At 55.3% G+C, this 15,734-nt stretch carries 26 protein-coding genes; 25 read left to right on the top strand and 1 reads right to left on the bottom strand.

All coding sequences use genetic code 11. From position 1 onward, the window contains the following. From AC2FIB_RS20575 to AC2FIB_RS20610, 8 genes are all read left to right on the top strand, one after another. Window positions 1-77: EF-Tu C-terminal domain-related protein (locus AC2FIB_RS20575; RefSeq protein WP_211198660.1), on the top strand; the 77-nt coding region annotated here is incomplete at its 5' end. A gap of 918 nt (window positions 78-995) precedes the next feature. Beyond that, the gene (gene rpsJ / locus AC2FIB_RS20580; protein ID WP_008756422.1) at window positions 996-1,310 is read left to right on the top strand and encodes a 30S ribosomal protein S10; all 315 of its coding nucleotides are present in this window, start codon (window positions 996-998) and stop codon (window positions 1,308-1,310) included. Between the two features lie 18 nt (window positions 1,311-1,328). Continuing rightward, entirely contained in the window at window positions 1,329-2,054 is a 726-nt protein-coding gene (rplC, locus tag AC2FIB_RS20585) for a 50S ribosomal protein L3 (protein WP_058272361.1), read from the top strand. Continuing rightward, complete coding sequence (gene rplD / locus AC2FIB_RS20590; RefSeq protein WP_050605826.1) at window positions 2,051-2,668, top strand: 50S ribosomal protein L4; 618 nt, start codon at window positions 2,051-2,053, stop codon at window positions 2,666-2,668. Before rplC ends, rplD begins: the two co-directional genes overlap by 4 nt. Continuing rightward, complete coding sequence (locus AC2FIB_RS20595) at window positions 2,665-2,961, top strand: 50S ribosomal protein L23 (protein WP_058272362.1); 297 nt, start codon at window positions 2,665-2,667, stop codon at window positions 2,959-2,961. Before rplD ends, AC2FIB_RS20595 begins: the two co-directional genes overlap by 4 nt. Before the next feature lie 137 nt (window positions 2,962-3,098). Then, entirely contained in the window at window positions 3,099-4,109 is a 1,011-nt protein-coding gene (locus AC2FIB_RS20600; protein WP_496737486.1) for an aldose epimerase family protein, read from the top strand. 273 nt (window positions 4,110-4,382) lie between these two features. Then, the gene (locus tag AC2FIB_RS20605) at window positions 4,383-5,417 is read left to right on the top strand and encodes a fatty acid desaturase (protein ID WP_058276169.1); all 1,035 of its coding nucleotides are present in this window, start codon (window positions 4,383-4,385) and stop codon (window positions 5,415-5,417) included. A gap of 245 nt (window positions 5,418-5,662) precedes the next feature. Continuing rightward, window positions 5,663-5,839, top strand: a complete 177-nt coding sequence (locus tag AC2FIB_RS20610) for a hypothetical protein (protein WP_050605905.1) — start codon at window positions 5,663-5,665, stop codon at window positions 5,837-5,839. Window positions 5,840-6,029: 190 nt separating this feature from the next. Here AC2FIB_RS20610 and AC2FIB_RS20615 read toward each other — a convergent pair whose 3' ends face one another. After that, the gene (locus AC2FIB_RS20615; protein WP_282153869.1) at window positions 6,030-7,169 is read right to left on the bottom strand and encodes an MBL fold metallo-hydrolase; all 1,140 of its coding nucleotides are present in this window, start codon (window positions 7,167-7,169) and stop codon (window positions 6,030-6,032) included. Between the two features lie 146 nt (window positions 7,170-7,315). On the opposite strand from AC2FIB_RS20615, the gene AC2FIB_RS20620 reads away from it, so the two are divergent. The 17 genes from AC2FIB_RS20620 to rpsH all read left to right on the top strand — a co-directional run bounded on the left by AC2FIB_RS20620 (window position 7,316) and on the right by rpsH (window position 15,725). Next, a complete protein-coding gene (locus AC2FIB_RS20620) occupies window positions 7,316-7,888 on the top strand; it encodes a TetR/AcrR family transcriptional regulator (RefSeq protein ID WP_496737488.1) in 573 nt (190 codons plus the stop codon). A gap of 266 nt (window positions 7,889-8,154) precedes the next feature. Beyond that, a complete protein-coding gene (gene rplB, locus AC2FIB_RS20625; protein ID WP_008757664.1) occupies window positions 8,155-8,997 on the top strand; it encodes a 50S ribosomal protein L2 in 843 nt (280 codons plus the stop codon). Window positions 8,998-9,000: 3 nt separating this feature from the next. Next, window positions 9,001-9,279, top strand: a complete 279-nt coding sequence (rpsS, locus tag AC2FIB_RS20630) for a 30S ribosomal protein S19 (RefSeq protein ID WP_010437056.1) — start codon at window positions 9,001-9,003, stop codon at window positions 9,277-9,279. A 3-nt stretch (window positions 9,280-9,282) separates the two neighbouring features. Beyond that, window positions 9,283-9,663, top strand: a complete 381-nt coding sequence (gene rplV / locus AC2FIB_RS20635; protein ID WP_039538267.1) for a 50S ribosomal protein L22 — start codon at window positions 9,283-9,285, stop codon at window positions 9,661-9,663. After that, window positions 9,663-10,373: a 30S ribosomal protein S3 gene (gene rpsC, locus AC2FIB_RS20640; protein WP_058272367.1), complete on the top strand. Its 711-nt coding sequence runs from the start codon at window positions 9,663-9,665 to the stop codon at window positions 10,371-10,373. The genes rplV and rpsC overlap by 1 nt, the downstream gene beginning before the upstream one ends. A gap of 12 nt (window positions 10,374-10,385) precedes the next feature. Next, window positions 10,386-10,799 carry a 50S ribosomal protein L16 gene (gene rplP / locus AC2FIB_RS20645; protein WP_058272368.1) on the top strand — a complete coding sequence of 138 codons (414 nt, stop codon included), beginning with the start codon at window positions 10,386-10,388 and terminating at the stop codon, window positions 10,797-10,799. Window positions 10,800-10,962: 163 nt separating this feature from the next. Beyond that, a complete protein-coding gene (locus AC2FIB_RS20650; RefSeq protein WP_496842675.1) occupies window positions 10,963-11,511 on the top strand; it encodes an amino acid synthesis family protein in 549 nt (182 codons plus the stop codon). A gap of 49 nt (window positions 11,512-11,560) precedes the next feature. Further along, a complete protein-coding gene (locus AC2FIB_RS20655) occupies window positions 11,561-12,181 on the top strand; it encodes a 2OG-Fe(II) oxygenase family protein (protein ID WP_496842682.1) in 621 nt (206 codons plus the stop codon). A 257-nt stretch (window positions 12,182-12,438) separates the two neighbouring features. Next, complete coding sequence (locus tag AC2FIB_RS20660; RefSeq protein ID WP_010437077.1) at window positions 12,439-12,645, top strand: cold-shock protein; 207 nt, start codon at window positions 12,439-12,441, stop codon at window positions 12,643-12,645. A 108-nt stretch (window positions 12,646-12,753) separates the two neighbouring features. Beyond that, the gene (locus AC2FIB_RS20665; protein WP_496842676.1) at window positions 12,754-13,047 is read left to right on the top strand and encodes a hypothetical protein; all 294 of its coding nucleotides are present in this window, start codon (window positions 12,754-12,756) and stop codon (window positions 13,045-13,047) included. A 193-nt stretch (window positions 13,048-13,240) separates the two neighbouring features. Next, on the top strand, window positions 13,241-13,447 hold the full coding sequence (gene rpmC / locus AC2FIB_RS20670) for a 50S ribosomal protein L29 (RefSeq protein ID WP_037311745.1): 207 nt from the start codon (window positions 13,241-13,243) through the stop codon (window positions 13,445-13,447). 4 nt (window positions 13,448-13,451) lie between these two features. Next, on the top strand, window positions 13,452-13,682 hold the full coding sequence (gene rpsQ / locus AC2FIB_RS20675; protein WP_058272371.1) for a 30S ribosomal protein S17: 231 nt from the start codon (window positions 13,452-13,454) through the stop codon (window positions 13,680-13,682). Window positions 13,683-13,758: 76 nt separating this feature from the next. Next, on the top strand, window positions 13,759-14,127 hold the full coding sequence (gene rplN / locus AC2FIB_RS20680) for a 50S ribosomal protein L14 (protein ID WP_008757934.1): 369 nt from the start codon (window positions 13,759-13,761) through the stop codon (window positions 14,125-14,127). A 2-nt stretch (window positions 14,128-14,129) separates the two neighbouring features. After that, the gene (rplX, locus tag AC2FIB_RS20685) at window positions 14,130-14,441 is read left to right on the top strand and encodes a 50S ribosomal protein L24 (protein WP_058272372.1); all 312 of its coding nucleotides are present in this window, start codon (window positions 14,130-14,132) and stop codon (window positions 14,439-14,441) included. Beyond that, complete coding sequence (gene rplE, locus AC2FIB_RS20690) at window positions 14,434-14,994, top strand: 50S ribosomal protein L5 (RefSeq protein ID WP_472724504.1); 561 nt, start codon at window positions 14,434-14,436, stop codon at window positions 14,992-14,994. The genes rplX and rplE overlap by 8 nt, the downstream gene beginning before the upstream one ends. Window positions 14,995-15,013: 19 nt before the next feature. Continuing rightward, the gene (rpsN, locus tag AC2FIB_RS20695; RefSeq protein ID WP_010437098.1) at window positions 15,014-15,319 is read left to right on the top strand and encodes a 30S ribosomal protein S14; all 306 of its coding nucleotides are present in this window, start codon (window positions 15,014-15,016) and stop codon (window positions 15,317-15,319) included. 13 nt (window positions 15,320-15,332) lie between these two features. Beyond that, window positions 15,333-15,725, top strand: coding sequence for a 30S ribosomal protein S8 (rpsH, locus tag AC2FIB_RS20700; RefSeq protein ID WP_008757119.1), 393 nt, complete (start codon window positions 15,333-15,335; stop codon window positions 15,723-15,725). Window positions 15,726-15,734 lie beyond the last annotated feature (9 nt).

Here is a 15,734-nt window from a genome sequence, read left to right on the forward strand (position 1 = left end):
AAAACGGCCTGCGTTTCGCCATCCGCGAAGGCGGCCGCACCGTCGGCGCCGGCGTCGTGTCGAAAATCGTCGAGTAAGTCGGTGGGCCGGGCTTCAGCCCGGCACATCGTCGACCTAAAGAAGGCCGCCCCTAACCGGGGCGGCCTTTTTCTTTTGGAAGAGTTCTAAGCACGCTGTTAAAAGTGAAGTCAACCTTTGGTGGATTGGAATGTCGAATGCTATTCAGGCTAAGTGCAGTTTTTGCATGGATTTTTGCTGCATCAGGAAGTGCTTGTATCGTTGCTGTGCCAATGGAATTGAGCGATGTCTTTCAAGCTGACGCTGTGATTGTAGGGAGCGTCATTAAATACGAGATCGTAGAAGTCGGAGATGGAGGTCCACTGCCAGACTACGCAAGGTTCGTGATTCGGGTAAAAAAACCATAAAAGGAGATGTTTCGTCGAGGTTGAAACTCGGAAATAGACTTACCATTACGTGGGACAACTCTACATTTGGGGAACCGGAAAGATTCAATCGAAGAAAGACCTTTGTATTTGCGCTTCGCGACCCGGCTTCTCCACCTCCGCCACTACGCGGACCAAGTGCAACGATACTTCCGAACCAAGAACCGGAACAACTTACAATTCTACAGGCCCCAGGTGCTGAAGCGTTCATATTTGACGCGCAGGGCCCAAGTGGAACGGCGATTCAGCAAGTTCTAGAAACCAGTCGCAACCCCAACATAGAACTCCAAATCCTTGAAGAGTTTCTGAGTAGGATGGCTGGTGGGGACGGTTCTCGTGGTGGGTTGTATTGATATCTCTCAAGCTTCTAAATTGTTACTTCTCGAGGTCAATTGAAATCCCCCTTGCCAAACCCCACCAACCCCTGTAGATCGCGCGAGTTCTCTATAAGAACATCAAGGCGGGGTGATTCCCGCCTTTTGGGTTCGATGAGGGTTGGCGATGCGCGCTTGTCCTCCTCTCAACCTCAACGCCTGATAAAAGGCTGTTATTATGCAAAGCCAAAACATCCGTATTCGGCTGAAGGCATTTGACTATCGCGTTCTGGATGCCAGCACGCAAGAGATCGTCAATACTGCCAAGCGGACCGGCGCGAACGTGCGCGGCCCGATCCCGCTGCCGAACAAGATCGAAAAGTTCACGGTTCTCCGTGGCCCTCACGTTGACAAGAAATCCCGCGACCAGTTCGAGATCCGCACGCACAAGCGTCTGCTCGACATCGTTGATCCGACCCCCCAGACCGTTGACGCGCTGATGAAGCTCGACCTCGCCGCTGGTGTGGACGTCGAGATCAAGCTGCAGTCGTAAGATCGGAGGGTATAGATTATGCGCTCTGGTATTATCGCAAAAAAAGTAGGCATGACTCGCCTGTTCATGGAAGACGGCAAGCAGATCCCTGTGACCGTTCTTCACCTGGACGGCCTGCAGGTTGTTGCACAGCGTACCGCTGACAAAGACGGCTACACCGCCGTTCAGCTGGGCGCTGGTGCTGCCAAGGCAAAACGCACCTCGAAGGCCATGCGCGGTCACTATGCCGCTGCAAAGGTCGAGCCCAAGCGTAAGCTGGCCGAGTTCCGCGTCTCTGAAGATGGCCTGATCGAAGTGGGCGCCGAGATTTCGGCAGAACACTTCCTGGAAGGTCAGAAGGTTGACGTTTCGGGTACCTCGATCGGTAAAGGCTTTGCCGGTGCAATGAAGCGCCACAACTTCGGTGGTCTTCGCGCCTCGCACGGTGTTTCGATCAGCCACCGTTCGCACGGTTCGACTGGCCAGTGTCAGGATCCGGGCAAGGTTTTCAAAGGCAAGAAGATGGCCGGTCACATGGGTGCTGCCCGCGTAACCACCCAGAACCTGGAAGTCGTCAAAACCGACGCCGACCGTGGTCTGGTCTTCATCAAAGGCGCCGTTCCCGGACCGAAATCGGGCTGGGTTACCGTCAAGGACGCCGTCAAGAAGAAAGCACCGGAAGGCCTGCCTTTCCCGGCAGCCGTAAAAGGTGCTGCAACTGAAGCACCTGCGGAAGAAGCTCCCGCGGAAGGTGGTGAAGCATGAAACTTGATGTAATCAAACTGGACGGCGGCAAAGCCGGCAACATCGAGCTGGACGCCGATCTGTTCGGCCTTGAGCCGCGCGCGGACATCCTGCACCGTGTGGTCCGTTGGCAGCGCAACAACGCGCAGGCTGGCACCCACAAGGTCAAGACCCGTTCGGAAGTGTCCTACTCGACTAAGAAAATCTATCGCCAAAAAGGCACCGGTGGCGCACGCCACGGCGCTCGCTCGGCACCGATCTTCCGGGGTGGTGGCGTTTACAAAGGTCCGGTCGTGCGTTCGCATGGTCATGACCTGCCGAAGAAGTTCCGTAAACTCGGTCTGCGCCACGCGCTGTCTGCCAAAATGGCAGCTGGTGAACTGGTTGTGATCGAAAACGCCGAAGCCGAAGGCAAGACCGCTGCACTGGCCAAACAGGTTGCAAACCTGGGCTGGAAACGCGCTCTGGTCATCGACGGGGCGACCGTGAACGAAGGTTTCCTGAAGGCGTCGCGCAACATCGAAGGTCTGGATATCCTGCCGTCGATGGGTGCAAACGTTTATGACATCCTCAAGCGTGACACTCTGGTGCTCACCAAAGCGGCTGTCGAAGCACTGGAGGCTCGTCTGAAATGAGCGCGAAGGCAGAACACTACGACGTGATCCGCAAGCCGATCATCACTGAAAAGTCGACCATGGCGTCTGAGAACGGCGCGATTGTCTTTGAAGTGGCGATCGACAGCAACAAACCGCAGATCAAAGAAGCGGTTGAATCGCTGTTTGGTGTCAAGGTGAAGGCGGTCAACACCACCATCACCAAAGGCAAGGTCAAGCGGTTCCGCGGCCAGTTGGGCAAGCGGAAAGACGTCAAAAAAGCATATGTGACCCTGGAAGAGGGTAACACCATCGACGTAAGCACCGGTCTCTGATCGGACCCGTCTTTGGGAAAAGAACAAAGGGCCCCTGTTGATGCAGGGGCTCTTTTTTTGTTGGCGCAGCTCATCTGGCCGCGTTGAACTTGGCCCGGACCTGTGCACAGTGACCTCTAGGCAGTGAGACGGGTGATATGCAGGCTGAACAGCAGGTTCGCGATTTCGGGAAAACCCGGGATGGTCAAATCGTCAGAAGCATCGAAATCGGGCAGGGGGCGCTTTCTGCGCGTATCCTGACTTATGGCGCAACGCTGCAGGATCTGCGTTTGCAGGATTTTGAGCATCCTCTGATATTGGGGTGGCCAGAGATTGCAGGCTATGAAGACAGCACGGCTTACCTAGGAGCCATGGTGGGCCGTTGTGCCAATCGGATCGCGCGTGCGTCATACAGTCTGGATGGCGCAGGCTACCAGCTGGATCGCAATTTTTTGGGCATTCATACGTTGCACGGCGGAACGCAGGGTATGGATTGTCTGGTCTGGGAAATTTCCAGCGTTACACCGAGCGCGGCTACTTTACTGCTGACGCTGCCAGATGGCCATATGGGCTTTGGCGGCGACTTGGCAACGACAGTGACCTTCCGAGTCGAGGCAGAGGCTACATTGAGTATCGAAATGGAAGCGCAGACAACGTCGGCAAGCCTCTGCAATCTGACCCCGCATATCTACTTCAACCTCGACGGTGGCGCAGACATCCGCAAACACGAACTAATGGTGCGCGCTGAACGCTACACCCCTGTTGACGGGGACCTCATTCCCATAGGTGAAGCGCTTAGCGTTGAGGGCACGCCCTTTGACCTGCGGTCACCGCGACCTTTGGGCGGTTGGGTATATGACCACAATTTCTGCCTGTCCGATCAGCGTCTGCCTTGTCGTCCTGTGGCGACGCTGACCGGATCGTCCTCAGGTCTTTCGATGCAGCTTGAGACGACCGAGCCGGGTTTGCAGGTCTATTCTGGTTCGTCTTTGGATGAAGGTCCACGCATTGGCTTGGGCGGCCGACCCTACGGCCCCTATTCTGGCGTCGCTTTGGAACCACAGGTCTGGCCCGATTCAATCAACCAGCAAGGGTTTCCAAGTGCGGTATTGCGCAAGGGTCAAACCTATCGCCATGTTTCGCGATACGTGTTTCAGAGCGAGGTTTAAGGTCAGGCGGTTCCATGGCCAGTTGGGTCGCCGGAAAAGGGACAAAAAAGCACTTTTTGATCTAGGCAGAGGGTTACACTATCGATGTGAGCACCTATCTCTGATCGGATCCGCCTACGGATAAGCGTGAGGGTCGCCGCGAAAGCGGAGGTTTTCTTGAGCAACAACACCAGAGAAAATGAGCGCGACACATTCGCCTCAACCAGAATTCGCTTGCTATGCCGGATCGGTAGTCTATGCGGTTTCTATAAACATAAGTGACATGGCAGGCGCATGACAAAACCCTATCTCTCGACCCCGGACAAACCGGATGTGACCGCCGCGCGGGATTGGGTTACGACACTTGCCAAATACCGCGAGCCGAACCAGTGGCGCAGCTCCTTTGAGCTGGGTGTCAGTATTATCCCTTTCTTCGTGCTATGGGCGCTGTCCTGGATGTCGCTTTCGGTCAGCTATTGGTTGGCTTTTGCGATTGCCGTTCTCAACGCGGCCTTCCTGCTGCGCTTGTTCGCGATCCAGCATGATTGTGGGCACGGAGCGTTCTTCAAGAACCGGTCGGTCAGCGACTGGGTTGGGCGGGTCATCGGTGTTTTGACCTTGACGCCGTATGACGTCTGGCGCCGCACGCATTCTAACCATCACAACAGTTCGGGCAATTTGGACAAGCGGGGAATGGGCGATATTCACACTTTGACAGTCGCCGAGTACCGGTCAAAGACGCCCATGAACCGGTTCTGGTATCGTGTTTATCGCAACCCCATTACGCTGTTTGTCCTTGGTCCCGGCTATCTGTTTCTGTTCCAGAATCGCCTCCCGCTGGGTTTGACGGGCAGCGTCAGGTTCTGGATCAGCGCGATGGGCACCAACCTTGCCATTCTGGCTGCGCTCGTGGCCGTATACTATTTTGGCGGCCTGATGCCGGTGCTGCTGATCTTTCTGCCTTCGACCCTGATTGCCGCGACTGCGGGCGTGTGGCTGTTTTACGTACAGCACCAGTTCGAAGACACGCACTGGGATGCTGATAAGGACTGGCAACTGCATGAGGCTGCCTTGCACGGCAGTTCGCATTACATCCTGCCATCTGTGCTGCAGTGGTTCAGCGCCAATATCGGCATCCACCACGTGCACCACCTGTACAGCCGCATTCCGTTCTATCGCCTGACCGAAGTGCTGCGCGATCATGATGAGCTGGCCAACAGCAACAAGATGACCATCCGTGAGAGCCTCGCGAACGCGCGGTTGCACCTGTGGGACGAAAATAACCGCCGTTTGTTGTCCTTCGCTGAGGCGCGTGCGCTGTATGGGTGAGGGGTGTTCCGTCGGGTGGAGCACGCCCGGAAAGACGTCAAGAAATCACATGTGACCCGTGAAAAGGGTAACACTACCGACGTGCCCACCGGCCCCTGATCGGAACTGCCCTTGGGAAAAGATGAAAGCCCCCACGCAAGCGGTGGTTTTTTGTTATTTGAATGTCTGTTCTGAACCTGTTCTGTCAGATTTGCTCCGCTAAGCTGCCGTTGCTTCGAGTGCACAGAGCAGATAGGCATACACCTATGAAACATGTCCCCAAAGAAACAACAGATGAGGCCCTTATTCAGGAGTTCCTGGATAAAGGAGGCAAAGTCAGCGTCGGCAAGACCAAACCCGCGCCTGCAGAGCTGGGTTTGAGCAAGAATGTCTGGAACGCCAAGTTGACCAAGGAAGAGAAGGCCGCGCGCGACAAGAAGTGATTGTGCGAGGCCGGTTGGGCAAGCGGAAAGACTTCAAATAGATATGTGCCCCTCGAAGAGGGGAGCACACATCGACGTGTCCAGCGGTCTCAGGTCGAATTCGTTTTGGGAGCGACAAAGGCCCCAACGCTAGCAGGGGCCTTACTTTGTGAGGATTGGTACCAAGCTGTTTTTGGCACGCTGATCGTGTTTAGTAGAGGTCGCCGTCCGAAGCCTGCAGGATGTTGACCACGCCTTCGTCGATCATCTCTTGCAGAACGCTGAGCCGGTCAAAGTCTTCAGGGCTGTTGTAGTTCTGAACATGAACCATGACGATTCCTTTGACGCCGCTGTCATCTTGTAACTTCTTCATGTCGCTGGGGAACATGTGGTAGGCGCCGATGACCTTCACTTTTTCTTCCTCGGAGTCACCGCCCCAAGGTGCGTACTTGATATTCTTGCGGGTAATGCCCTCGATAAATAGCAAGTCTGCATCTTTGGCTGCATTCACCAGGCCTTCCGAGTAGTGCCCGTCGCCGCCAAAGACGAGAACACGGCCGTCGGGTTTGGTCGTAAACCTGTAGGCGTGGGTATTCTCTAAAAACCCGTGCGCTGTCGGGAAGGCTTCGACCAGAACATTGTCATCTTCAAAAATCTTACGTCCGTTGACGTCAACATGTGGCCAGACCGGCACCCCAACTGCGGTTGCGCCGTCAAATTTCTGCACTGTCGATCCTTGTGCCATTTCGTTGCGGTCAATGCGCCATGCGTCGTTGATGCTGGCCATCATCTCGTCGACACCGGCGGGGCCGTAAACTTTCTTGTCGACGACGGCCAGGTTCGACCCGAATTTGAACGGATTCAAAATGAAAGACGGCAATCCAACGGTATGATCTTCGTGCAGGTGGGTCAGGAACATGTATTTGATGTTCGGGACGTTCATGATCGTTGCCAAATCCATTGCGTCCTGAGACTGAACCGATTTACCCAGCGCGCGCCACCAGCCTTCTCCAGCGTCAATGAAATAGGGATAGTCGTTTACTATTACCGCCAGAGCCGGGCCATAACGATAGGGGTTGGGATTCGGGTCGCCGCTTCCCATGACCAGAACTTTGGACGGCTTGTCGGTAGGCGAGCGATCTAGTGGCCCTCGGTTCTCAAATATTGGCCAGTTTCCGGGCGAACTGAAGGCCGTCTTCATATTCTTCATTTGCGTGAACGGCACATTGAGATGGTTCTGCTCTGTTGTTGCAGCACCGGCCGCAAGATTTTCTTCCCAGGTTTGCGCAGTTGCAGTTGCTGCAATGACGCAAGCTGTCGCGAGCGTTGCTGATAAAAGTTTCTTAGGCATCGTACATCCCCCTTGAGGTCTGAAAACCCTATCCATTCGAATATGTATATTGGGTACCTTTTGGTATGCTACATACCTAATAGTCTGTAAAGTACTTTTTGGTATGTATGTCTTGACGGAACGCAATTTTGGCTTAAAAACAAGGCATGCGCGACACTCAAAAATCACCGCCTCTTCCTCGATATGACCGCGAAAGATGGTTAGAAACAGCCCTTAATGTCCTTGCAACTGAGGGAGGTGCGCGGCTGCGAATCGACTCTCTCGTCAAAAACCTTGGCGTGACGAAGGGCAGTTTTTATCACCACTTCAAAAACCGTGATGAGTTTGTTCGGGCGCTGATCGACTACTGGTCCAAGGAGTTTACGGAGTCGGTCATCAACGATGTCAATACGTCCGAGGCTTCACCGTCAGAGCGCCTGTTGTCGTTAACGCAATATGTCGAGTCTGAAGGACTTGATCAATTTGATATCGCTTTCCGATCCTGGGCGGCTCAGGACCCCGTTGTGGCCGAAGCCCTGAAAGAAGTCGATCGCAGGCGATATGAGTTTGTGAAGGGGGTTTTTGAGGCTATTGGATTTGAGGGTGCCGATCTAGAAATGCGGGTCAGGTTGTTTCTTGTATTTGTAAGCGCGCGCCGGTCTGTGTACACGCCCCAAAGCTCGTACGATTCAGCAAGCGAAACACTCCTGAGGCATGAATTTCTCACTAAAAAACGCTAATTGGTGTAAGAACCAACAAGAGGTTCTAAAGGCGCTCTTTCGATCAGGGAATAAAGGGGGAGTGAGACACATACATAATGTTTTTGATTTCTGTAGACACCCATCCCCAACACTGCTAAATGCACCCAATCTTGCGGCCTCGGATTCGTTCCGGGGCCTATGATATTTGAAACCGGGGACCTTCGGGGCCCTATACCTTTGGCACCTACGGGGGCCTATCACATAGCGGGGAAATCCCTGCACTTGCTAAACGGAAGACAGAAAGCATGGCACTCAAGTCGTACAAGCCGACGACGCCGGGCCAGCGCGGGCTGGTGCTGATCGACCGTTCGGAGCTTTGGAAAGGACGTCCGGTCAAGTCTCTCACTGAGGGTTTGACCAAATCGGGCGGCCGGAACAACACCGGACGGATCACTTCACGCCGCCGCGGCGGTGGCGCAAAGCGTCTCTACCGGATCGTTGACTTCAAACGGAATAAATTTGATGTCGCGGCAACCGTCGAACGGATCGAATATGACCCGAACCGGACCGCATTCATCGCACTGGTAAAATACGAAGACGGCGAGCAGGCATATATCCTAGCTCCGCAGCGTCTGGCTGTTGGTGACAAAGTCGTGGCATCCGCCAAGGCTGACATCAAGCCGGGCAACGCAATGCCGTTCTCGGGCATGCCCATCGGTACCATCGTCCACAACATCGAGATGAAGCCTGGTAAAGGCGGTCAGATCGCACGTGCGGCTGGTACTTACGCTCAGTTCGTTGGTCGCGATGGCGGCTACGCTCAGATCCGTCTGAGCTCGGGCGAGCTGCGCATGGTCCGTCAGGAATGCATGGCCACCGTCGGTGCCGTGTCCAACCCCGACAACAGCAACCAAAACCTCGGTAAAGCCGGTCGTATGCGCCACAAAGGCGTGCGTCCGTCGGTTCGTGGTGTTGCAATGAACCCGATCGATCACCCGCACGGTGGTGGTGAAGGTCGTACCTCGGGTGGCCGTACACCGGTTACTCCATGGGGTAAGGACACCAAGGGTAAGCGTACCCGCAACAAGAACAAAGCGTCCCAGAAGCTGATCATCCGCTCGCGGCACGCCAAGAAGAAGGGACGTTAATCTATGTCTCGCTCTGTTTGGAAGGGTCCTTTCGTCGATGCTTATGTGCTTAAAAAAGCCGAAGCAGCGCGCGAGTCGGGCCGCAACGAAGTCATCAAGATTTGGTCGCGTCGTTCCACCATTCTGCCCCAATTCGTGGGTCTGACCTTTGGTGTGTACAACGGCCATAAGCATATCCCCGTCAACGTCTCGGAAGACATGATCGGTCAGAAGTTCGGTGAATACTCTCCGACTCGTACCTATTACGGTCACGCCGCTGACAAAAAAGCGAAGCGGAAGTAAGTCATGGGCAAGGAAAAGAACCCCCGCCGCGTGGCTGAAAACGAAGCAATGGCGAAAACACGCATGCTTCGCACTAGCCCGCAGAAACTGAACCTGGTTGCGCAAATGATCCGCGGCAAGAAAGTTGAGAAGGCTCTGACCGACCTGACTTTCTCGAACAAGCGTGTCGCGCAGGACGTCAAGAAGTGCCTGCAGTCCGCAATCGCCAACGCCGAGAACAACCACAACCTGGACGTTGACGAGCTAATCGTCGCCGAAGCATGGGTTGGCAAGAACCTGGTCATGAAGCGCGGTCGCCCGCGTGCCCGCGGTCGGTTCGGCAAGATTATGAAGCCGTTCTCGGAGATCACCATCAAGGTGCGTCAAGTTGAGGAGCAAGCCTAATGGGTCATAAAGTAAATCCGATCGGCATGCGCCTGCAGGTGAACCGCACCTGGGACAGCCGCTGGTACGCCGACACCAAGGACTACGGTGATCTTCTGCTGGAAGACCTCAAGATCCGTGAGTTCATCAACAAAGAGTGCAAGCAGGCCGGTATTGCCCGTGTGATCATCGAACGTCCGCACAAGAAGTGCCGCGTTACGATCCACACCGCGCGTCCCGGTGTCATCATCGGCAAGAAAGGTGCAGACATTGAAGTGCTGCGCAAAAAGCTTGCTCACATGACTGACAGCGAACTGCACCTGAACATCGTCGAAGTGCGCAAGCCCGAGCTTGACGCGCAGCTGGTTGCCGAGTCTATCGCTCAGCAGCTGGAGCGCCGGGTTTCGTTCCGTCGCGCGATGAAACGGTCTGTTCAGAACGCCATGCGCATGGGCTCTTTGGGTATCCGGGTGAACGTCGCTGGCCGTCTGGGCGGCGCCGAAATCGCACGGACCGAGTGGTACCGCGAAGGCCGTGTGCCTCTGCACACACTGCGCGCCGACATCGATTACGCACAAGCCGAAGCGATGACCCCCTACGGGATCATCGGGATCAAGGTCTGGATCTTCAAAGGTGAGATCATGGAGCACGATCCGCAGGCACGTGACCGTAAAGCACAGGAACTCCAGGACGGCCCTGCACCTCGTGGTGCTGGTGGCGGTCGTCGCTAAGGAGGGAAAGATATGCTTCAACCAAAGCGTACTAAATTCCGCAAGATGCACAAAGGCCGGATCAAGGGTGAAGCCAAGGGCGGCTCTGATCTGAACTTTGGCACCTATGGTCTGAAAGCTCTTGAGCCTGAGCGTGTAACTGCACGCCAGATCGAAGCTGCACGTCGTGCCATGACGCGTCACATGAAGCGTCAGGGCCGTGTCTGGATCCGCATCTTCCCCGACACTCCGGTCACTGCAAAGCCGATCGAAGTTCGTATGGGTAAAGGTAAAGGTTCGGTCGACCGCTGGGCATGCAAAGTCAAGCCTGGCCGCGTGATGTTCGAGATCGACGGCGTCAATGACGACATCGCCCGTGAGGCCCTGCGCCTTGCCGCGATGAAGCTGCCGATCAAGACCCGCGTCGTGATCCGCGAAGACTGGTAAGCGATTGGGCGAAAGCCCTTCGTAACAAGATTAACCCCCGTCGGGACACCGGCGGGGGTTTTCTTTTTCGTCAGCCTATTGTGATCCATCCCATCGTTTCGTGAAAGAAGTCGACGATTGTCCATGGCCCCCATAGGCTGACAATTGTGAATGGGAGGGTCATATGTTTCAGCTGCGCAAGAAGGTATTCATCAAAGAGGTCATAACCACCGATCAATTGGGGCAACAATGTGCTCCGGTCTGCCGGGTTGCAGCTTTGGCAGTCATACAGAACCCACTCGCCGGTAAATTTTCGGAAGACTTGTCCGAGCTGTTTGAAATAGGTGGTGCGCTCGGCGCTGACCTCGCGGCCGAGGCTGTTTCTCAACTCGACGGTTCTCCGATTTCGTATGGTAAAGCAGCGATTGTTGGCGCGAATGGCGATCTCGAACAAGGCGGCGCACTGATCCACCCGAAACTTGGCGCTCCTATGCGTGCTACAGCGGGTGGGGGTGAAGCTGTCATTCCGTCTAATGCCAAGCTCGGGGCAACGGGATGTTCAATCGATCTGCCGCTTGGGCACAAGGACAACCCGTGGTCCTTTGACCATTTCGATACCATGACTTTGAATATACCGGATGCGCCGAAACCGGACGAGATCGTCATGTGTCTGGCCTACGCAGATGGCGGACGCCCGATCCCGCGCTGCGGTTCGGGACCGGTCAAAAACTGAAGGCTGGCCGGGGCTGGTCTTGGGTCAGGGCTTGGGCTATGCCCGACCCATGGCACAGATTGAATCACTCTTCGTTACCCGTCTTTATCGCGCAGCCCTTTCCGAATTCGATCCCAAGATCGATCCCGAGGAAATGGAAAACTCCTGTCTTGTTATCGCCGAGGATGATGAGGCCGGGCAGGAATGGTGCGAAGAAAACGGCTATCCCGGCTACACCAGCTATGCCTCGCTGACCGATCTGCCCTGGCGGTTCCCGATCTTTGCCGATCTGGTCAAGGCGTTGGATCTGCACGTTTCAGCCTTTGCCAAGGATCTGGAGTTCGATCTGGGCGAGGGCGAACTGAAGCTTGAAGACCTGTGGATCAACATTCTCCCTGAAGGCGGAATGCACTCCAGCCACCTGCACCCGCACAGCGTGATTTCCGGCACGACCTATGTGGCGATGCCCGAAGGGGCGAGCGCGCTGAAACTGGAGGACCCCCGCTCGGCCCGCATGATGGCGGCACCGACGCGGCTAAAGGGCGGGCGGCGGGATTTGCAGCCGTTCATCTATATGAAGCCGCAGGTGGGGGATCTCCTGCTGTGGGAAAGCTGGCTGCGACATGAGGTGCCGATGAATATGGCCGAGGATGAGCGGATCAGTGTCAGCTTTAACTACAAGTGGGAGTGAGCCGCGGGTCACGACACAGCAATTTTACTAATGCAGCGATTGCGGGACGAATGGGCGGCGCCCCCGCCAATCACTTTTCACTTCGAGTTGTCGAAAAACCTTGCAATATGTGTCGTCATGAACCATGTGAGGCACGCTTACGTTTTTCTTTTTCGACCACTGTCTCCCGAATCTTCGGCGTTCAGTCTCTCGATCCAGACCTACAACGCCGCGCTGTCGCAATTCCGCGGACAGCAATTTAATAGGAGACTACGGATATGGCCAATGGCACCGTAAAATGGTTCAACACAACTAAAGGTTTTGGCTTCATCGCACCGGAGACCGGTGGCAAAGACGTGTTTGTACACATCTCTGCTGTTGAGCGCTCGGGTCTGACCGGCCTGGCTGACGACCAGAAAGTAACATTCGACATCGAGCCCGGCCGTGACGGTCGCGAGTCGGCTGTGAACATCGCTCTGGCGTAAGTCACTCAGACTTAGACAGTTGAAGACGCGGTCTCGTGCAAACGAGGCCGCGTTTTGCGTTTGTAGAAGGTAGTGCCGAAATTGCATTGACTGCACTGCGACGAACTGATGAAGATCGCCGCGAAGGAAGTGATCGGTGTTAGCTTGGACAACAAGTGGTATAAACCCGTGCCTCAGGCAGGCCATGGAAACTGCTACTCCAGTATTTTGGGGGGCGTTTCGGTGCTGTTTCTGCTGATACTATACCGAACGGGTTGGAACGTGAGGGAGAGCATTCTGGCGATCATAGGATTACGCGGAATGCGAAATATCACCCCGGTTGAAATGGTTGTTTCTGCGGTGACGATCAGCGCAACGTTTTATGTCCTGCTTCAAGCTTTGGAAGCCTGCAAACAGATATAGTTTTTACTTGGTTTGTTTGCTTGCATTCCTATGCGCCAAACTTTCCCTTGCCACCCACTGCTGAACCCCCTATAGAGCGGCATCTTGCGTTCCCCCGGCCGAGTCGGGGGATTCGTATGTCTATCATTCATCCACCAGGTCAAAGGTGACCCTGTAAGGGGCCTTCTGGTGTTTTGAGCAAAGGAAAAAGGCGATGAACGCCCAAGAACTGCGTGACAAGACCCCGGACCAGCTCCGCGAGGAACTGGCCAACCTGAAGAAAGAAAGCTTTAACCTGCGCTTTCAACAGGCAACCGGTCAGCTGGAAAGCACCGCCGGCATCAAAGCGGCCCGCCGCAACGCTGCCCGCGTCAAAACCATTCTGAACGAAAAGGCCGCTGCTGCGGCATCGGAGGAGTAATCCTATGCCCAAGCGTATCCTGTCCGGCACCGTAACCAGCGATGCCAACGCACAAACCGTAACCGTATCCGTCGAGCGCCGCTTTACGCATCCGGTTCTGAAGAAAACCATCCGTAAGTCCAAGAAATACCGGGCTCACGATGAAAAGAACGCCTTCAAGGTCGGTGACTCTGTTCGCATCATCGAATGCGCGCCGAAATCGAAGACGAAACGTTGGGAAGTTCTGGAAGCGTAAGCTTTCAGGATTTTTCCATTTGTCGAAACCCTGGGGGATCTAACCAGACCAGCCCCCACAGGTCGGGAGAAACCACATGATCCAGATGCAGACCAATCTGGATGTCGCTGACAACTCCGGCGCACGCCGAGTTCAGTGCATCAAGGTCCTGGGTGGTTCCAAGCGTAAATACGCCTCCGTCGGCGACATCATTGTCGTCTCGGTGAAGGAAGCCATCCCGCGCGGCCGCGTAAAGAAAGGTGACGTCCGTAAGGCCGTCGTCGTACGCACCGCCAAAGAAGTCCGTCGCGAAGACGGCACCGCGATCCGTTTTGATCGCAACGCCGCCGTCATCCTGAACAACAACAACGAGCCCGTAGGTACGCGTATCTTTGGCCCGGTTGTTCGTGAACTGCGTGGCAAGAACTTCATGAAAATCATCTCGCTCGCTCCGGAGGTGCTGTAATCATGGCTGCTAAACTCCGCAAAGGCGACAAGGTCGTCGTGCTGGCCGGCAAGGACAAGGGTAAAGAGGGAACTATCACCTCGGTTAACCCATCTGCCGGAAAAGCTGTTGTTGACGGTATCAACATCGCCATCCGTGCCACTCGCCAGACCCAGAACTCTCAGGGTGGTCGTCTGCCTCAGGCAAACCCGATCGAGTTGTCGAACCTGGCTCTGCTGGACAAGAACGGCAAAGCAACTCGCGTTGGCTTCCGCATGGAAGGTGACAAGAAAGTGCGCTTCGCCAAGACCACGGGGGACGTGATCGATGCTTGATACCGCAAACTATACCCCGCGTCTGAAAGCTCAGTACGCTGAAACCATCCGTGCCGCTCTGAAAGAAGAGTTCGGCTACAAGAACGACATGCAGCTGCCCAAGCTGGACAAAATCGTTCTGAACATCGGTTGTGGTGCCGAAGCGGTTAAAGACTCGAAGAAAGCGAAAGCTGCTGTCGAGGATCTGACTGCGATTGCTGGTCAACAGGCTGTTTCCACCAAGGCGAAGAAGTCGATCGCTGGCTTCCGCGTCCGTGAAGACATGCCGCTGGGTGCGAAAGTGACCCTGCGCGGTGACCGGATGTACGAATTCCTGGATCGTCTGATCACCATCGCGATGCCACGTATTCGTGACTTCCGCGGCGTGAAGCCGTCTTTCGATGGTCAGGGCAATTTTGCCATGGGCATGAAAGAGCACATCGTGTTCCCGGAAATCGACTTCGACAAAGTTGACGAAGTCTGGGGCATGGACATCGTAATTGCCACCACAGCGAAAACCGACGCTGAAGCAAAGGCACTGTTGAAAGCTTTCAACATGCCGTTCAACGCGTAAGCGCCGGGAGGATTGAGACATGGCTAAAAAAGCAATGATCGAACGCGAGAAGAAGCGCGAACGCCTGGTGGCCAAATATGCCGCAAAGCGTGCCGAGCTGAAAGAAATCGCGAATGACGAGAGCAAGCCGATGGAAGAGCGCTTCAAAGCGCGTCTGAAACTGGCGAAACTGCCGCGCAACAGCTCGGCTACTCGTCTGCACAACCGCTGTCAGCTGACCGGTCGTCCCCACGCTTACTACCGTAAGCTGAAGGTCAGCCGTATCGCGCTGCGCGAGCTGGGTTCTGCTGGTCAGATCCCCGGCATGGTGAAATCGAGCTGGTAAGGGAGAGAATGATATGAACGATCCTATCGGCGATATGCTCACCCGTATCCGCAACGCGCAAATGCGTGGCAAGTCCACCGTTTCCACCCCGGCTTCCAAGCTGCGTGGTTGGGTTCTGGACGTGCTGGCGGACGAAGGTTACATCCGTGGCTACGAAGCGACGACCGGTGAAAACGGTCATCCGGCCATCGAAATCAGCCTGAAATACTACGAAGGCACCCCTGTCATTCGCGAACTGAAGCGGGTCTCTAAGCCCGGTCGTCGCGTATACATGGGCGTCAATGACATCCCGCAGGTCCGTCAGGGTCTGGGTGTGTCGATTGTCAGCACTCCGAAAGGTGTGATGTCGGACCAGAACGCACGCTCCAACAATGTTGGTGGCGAAGTGCTCTGCACCGTCTTCTAAGGAGGTCTG

The sequence above is a fragment of the Ruegeria sp. YTSA072 genome, assembly GCF_059610285.1.

What these genes read in the sequence shown, in the direction of transcription:
- AC2FIB_RS20620 (WP_496737488.1), top strand. Translation starts at nt 7,316, where the DNA reads ATGCGCGACACTCAAAAATCACCGCCTCTTCCTCGATATGACCGCGAA.
- AC2FIB_RS20610 (WP_050605905.1), top strand. Translation starts at nt 5,663, where the DNA reads ATGAAACATGTCCCCAAAGAAACAACAGATGAGGCCCTTATTCAGGAG.
- AC2FIB_RS20605 (WP_058276169.1), top strand. Translation starts at nt 4,383, where the DNA reads ATGACAAAACCCTATCTCTCGACCCCGGACAAACCGGATGTGACCGCC.
- rpsQ (WP_058272371.1), top strand. Translation starts at nt 13,452, where the DNA reads ATGCCCAAGCGTATCCTGTCCGGCACCGTAACCAGCGATGCCAACGCA.
- rpsC (WP_058272367.1), top strand. Translation starts at nt 9,663, where the DNA reads ATGGGTCATAAAGTAAATCCGATCGGCATGCGCCTGCAGGTGAACCGC.
- rpsJ (WP_008756422.1), top strand. Translation starts at nt 996, where the DNA reads ATGCAAAGCCAAAACATCCGTATTCGGCTGAAGGCATTTGACTATCGC.
- rplB (WP_008757664.1), top strand. Translation starts at nt 8,155, where the DNA reads ATGGCACTCAAGTCGTACAAGCCGACGACGCCGGGCCAGCGCGGGCTG.
- AC2FIB_RS20650 (WP_496842675.1), top strand. Translation starts at nt 10,963, where the DNA reads ATGTTTCAGCTGCGCAAGAAGGTATTCATCAAAGAGGTCATAACCACC.
- AC2FIB_RS20665 (WP_496842676.1), top strand. Translation starts at nt 12,754, where the DNA reads ATGAAGATCGCCGCGAAGGAAGTGATCGGTGTTAGCTTGGACAACAAG.
- rplD (WP_050605826.1), top strand. Translation starts at nt 2,051, where the DNA reads ATGAAACTTGATGTAATCAAACTGGACGGCGGCAAAGCCGGCAACATC.
- AC2FIB_RS20595 (WP_058272362.1), top strand. Translation starts at nt 2,665, where the DNA reads ATGAGCGCGAAGGCAGAACACTACGACGTGATCCGCAAGCCGATCATC.
- rplP (WP_058272368.1), top strand. Translation starts at nt 10,386, where the DNA reads ATGCTTCAACCAAAGCGTACTAAATTCCGCAAGATGCACAAAGGCCGG.
- rpmC (WP_037311745.1), top strand. Translation starts at nt 13,241, where the DNA reads ATGAACGCCCAAGAACTGCGTGACAAGACCCCGGACCAGCTCCGCGAG.
- rpsS (WP_010437056.1), top strand. Translation starts at nt 9,001, where the DNA reads ATGTCTCGCTCTGTTTGGAAGGGTCCTTTCGTCGATGCTTATGTGCTT.
- rplX (WP_058272372.1), top strand. Translation starts at nt 14,130, where the DNA reads ATGGCTGCTAAACTCCGCAAAGGCGACAAGGTCGTCGTGCTGGCCGGC.
- AC2FIB_RS20655 (WP_496842682.1), top strand. Translation starts at nt 11,561, where the DNA reads ATGGCACAGATTGAATCACTCTTCGTTACCCGTCTTTATCGCGCAGCC.
- rpsH (WP_008757119.1), top strand. Translation starts at nt 15,333, where the DNA reads ATGAACGATCCTATCGGCGATATGCTCACCCGTATCCGCAACGCGCAA.
- AC2FIB_RS20600 (WP_496737486.1), top strand. Translation starts at nt 3,099, where the DNA reads ATGCAGGCTGAACAGCAGGTTCGCGATTTCGGGAAAACCCGGGATGGT.
- rplC (WP_058272361.1), top strand. Translation starts at nt 1,329, where the DNA reads ATGCGCTCTGGTATTATCGCAAAAAAAGTAGGCATGACTCGCCTGTTC.
- rpsN (WP_010437098.1), top strand. Translation starts at nt 15,014, where the DNA reads ATGGCTAAAAAAGCAATGATCGAACGCGAGAAGAAGCGCGAACGCCTG.
- AC2FIB_RS20615 (WP_282153869.1), bottom strand. Translation starts at nt 7,169, where the DNA reads ATGCCTAAGAAACTTTTATCAGCAACGCTCGCGACAGCTTGCGTCATT.
- rplV (WP_039538267.1), top strand. Translation starts at nt 9,283, where the DNA reads ATGGGCAAGGAAAAGAACCCCCGCCGCGTGGCTGAAAACGAAGCAATG.
- rplE (WP_472724504.1), top strand. Translation starts at nt 14,434, where the DNA reads ATGCTTGATACCGCAAACTATACCCCGCGTCTGAAAGCTCAGTACGCT.
- AC2FIB_RS20660 (WP_010437077.1), top strand. Translation starts at nt 12,439, where the DNA reads ATGGCCAATGGCACCGTAAAATGGTTCAACACAACTAAAGGTTTTGGC.
- rplN (WP_008757934.1), top strand. Translation starts at nt 13,759, where the DNA reads ATGATCCAGATGCAGACCAATCTGGATGTCGCTGACAACTCCGGCGCA.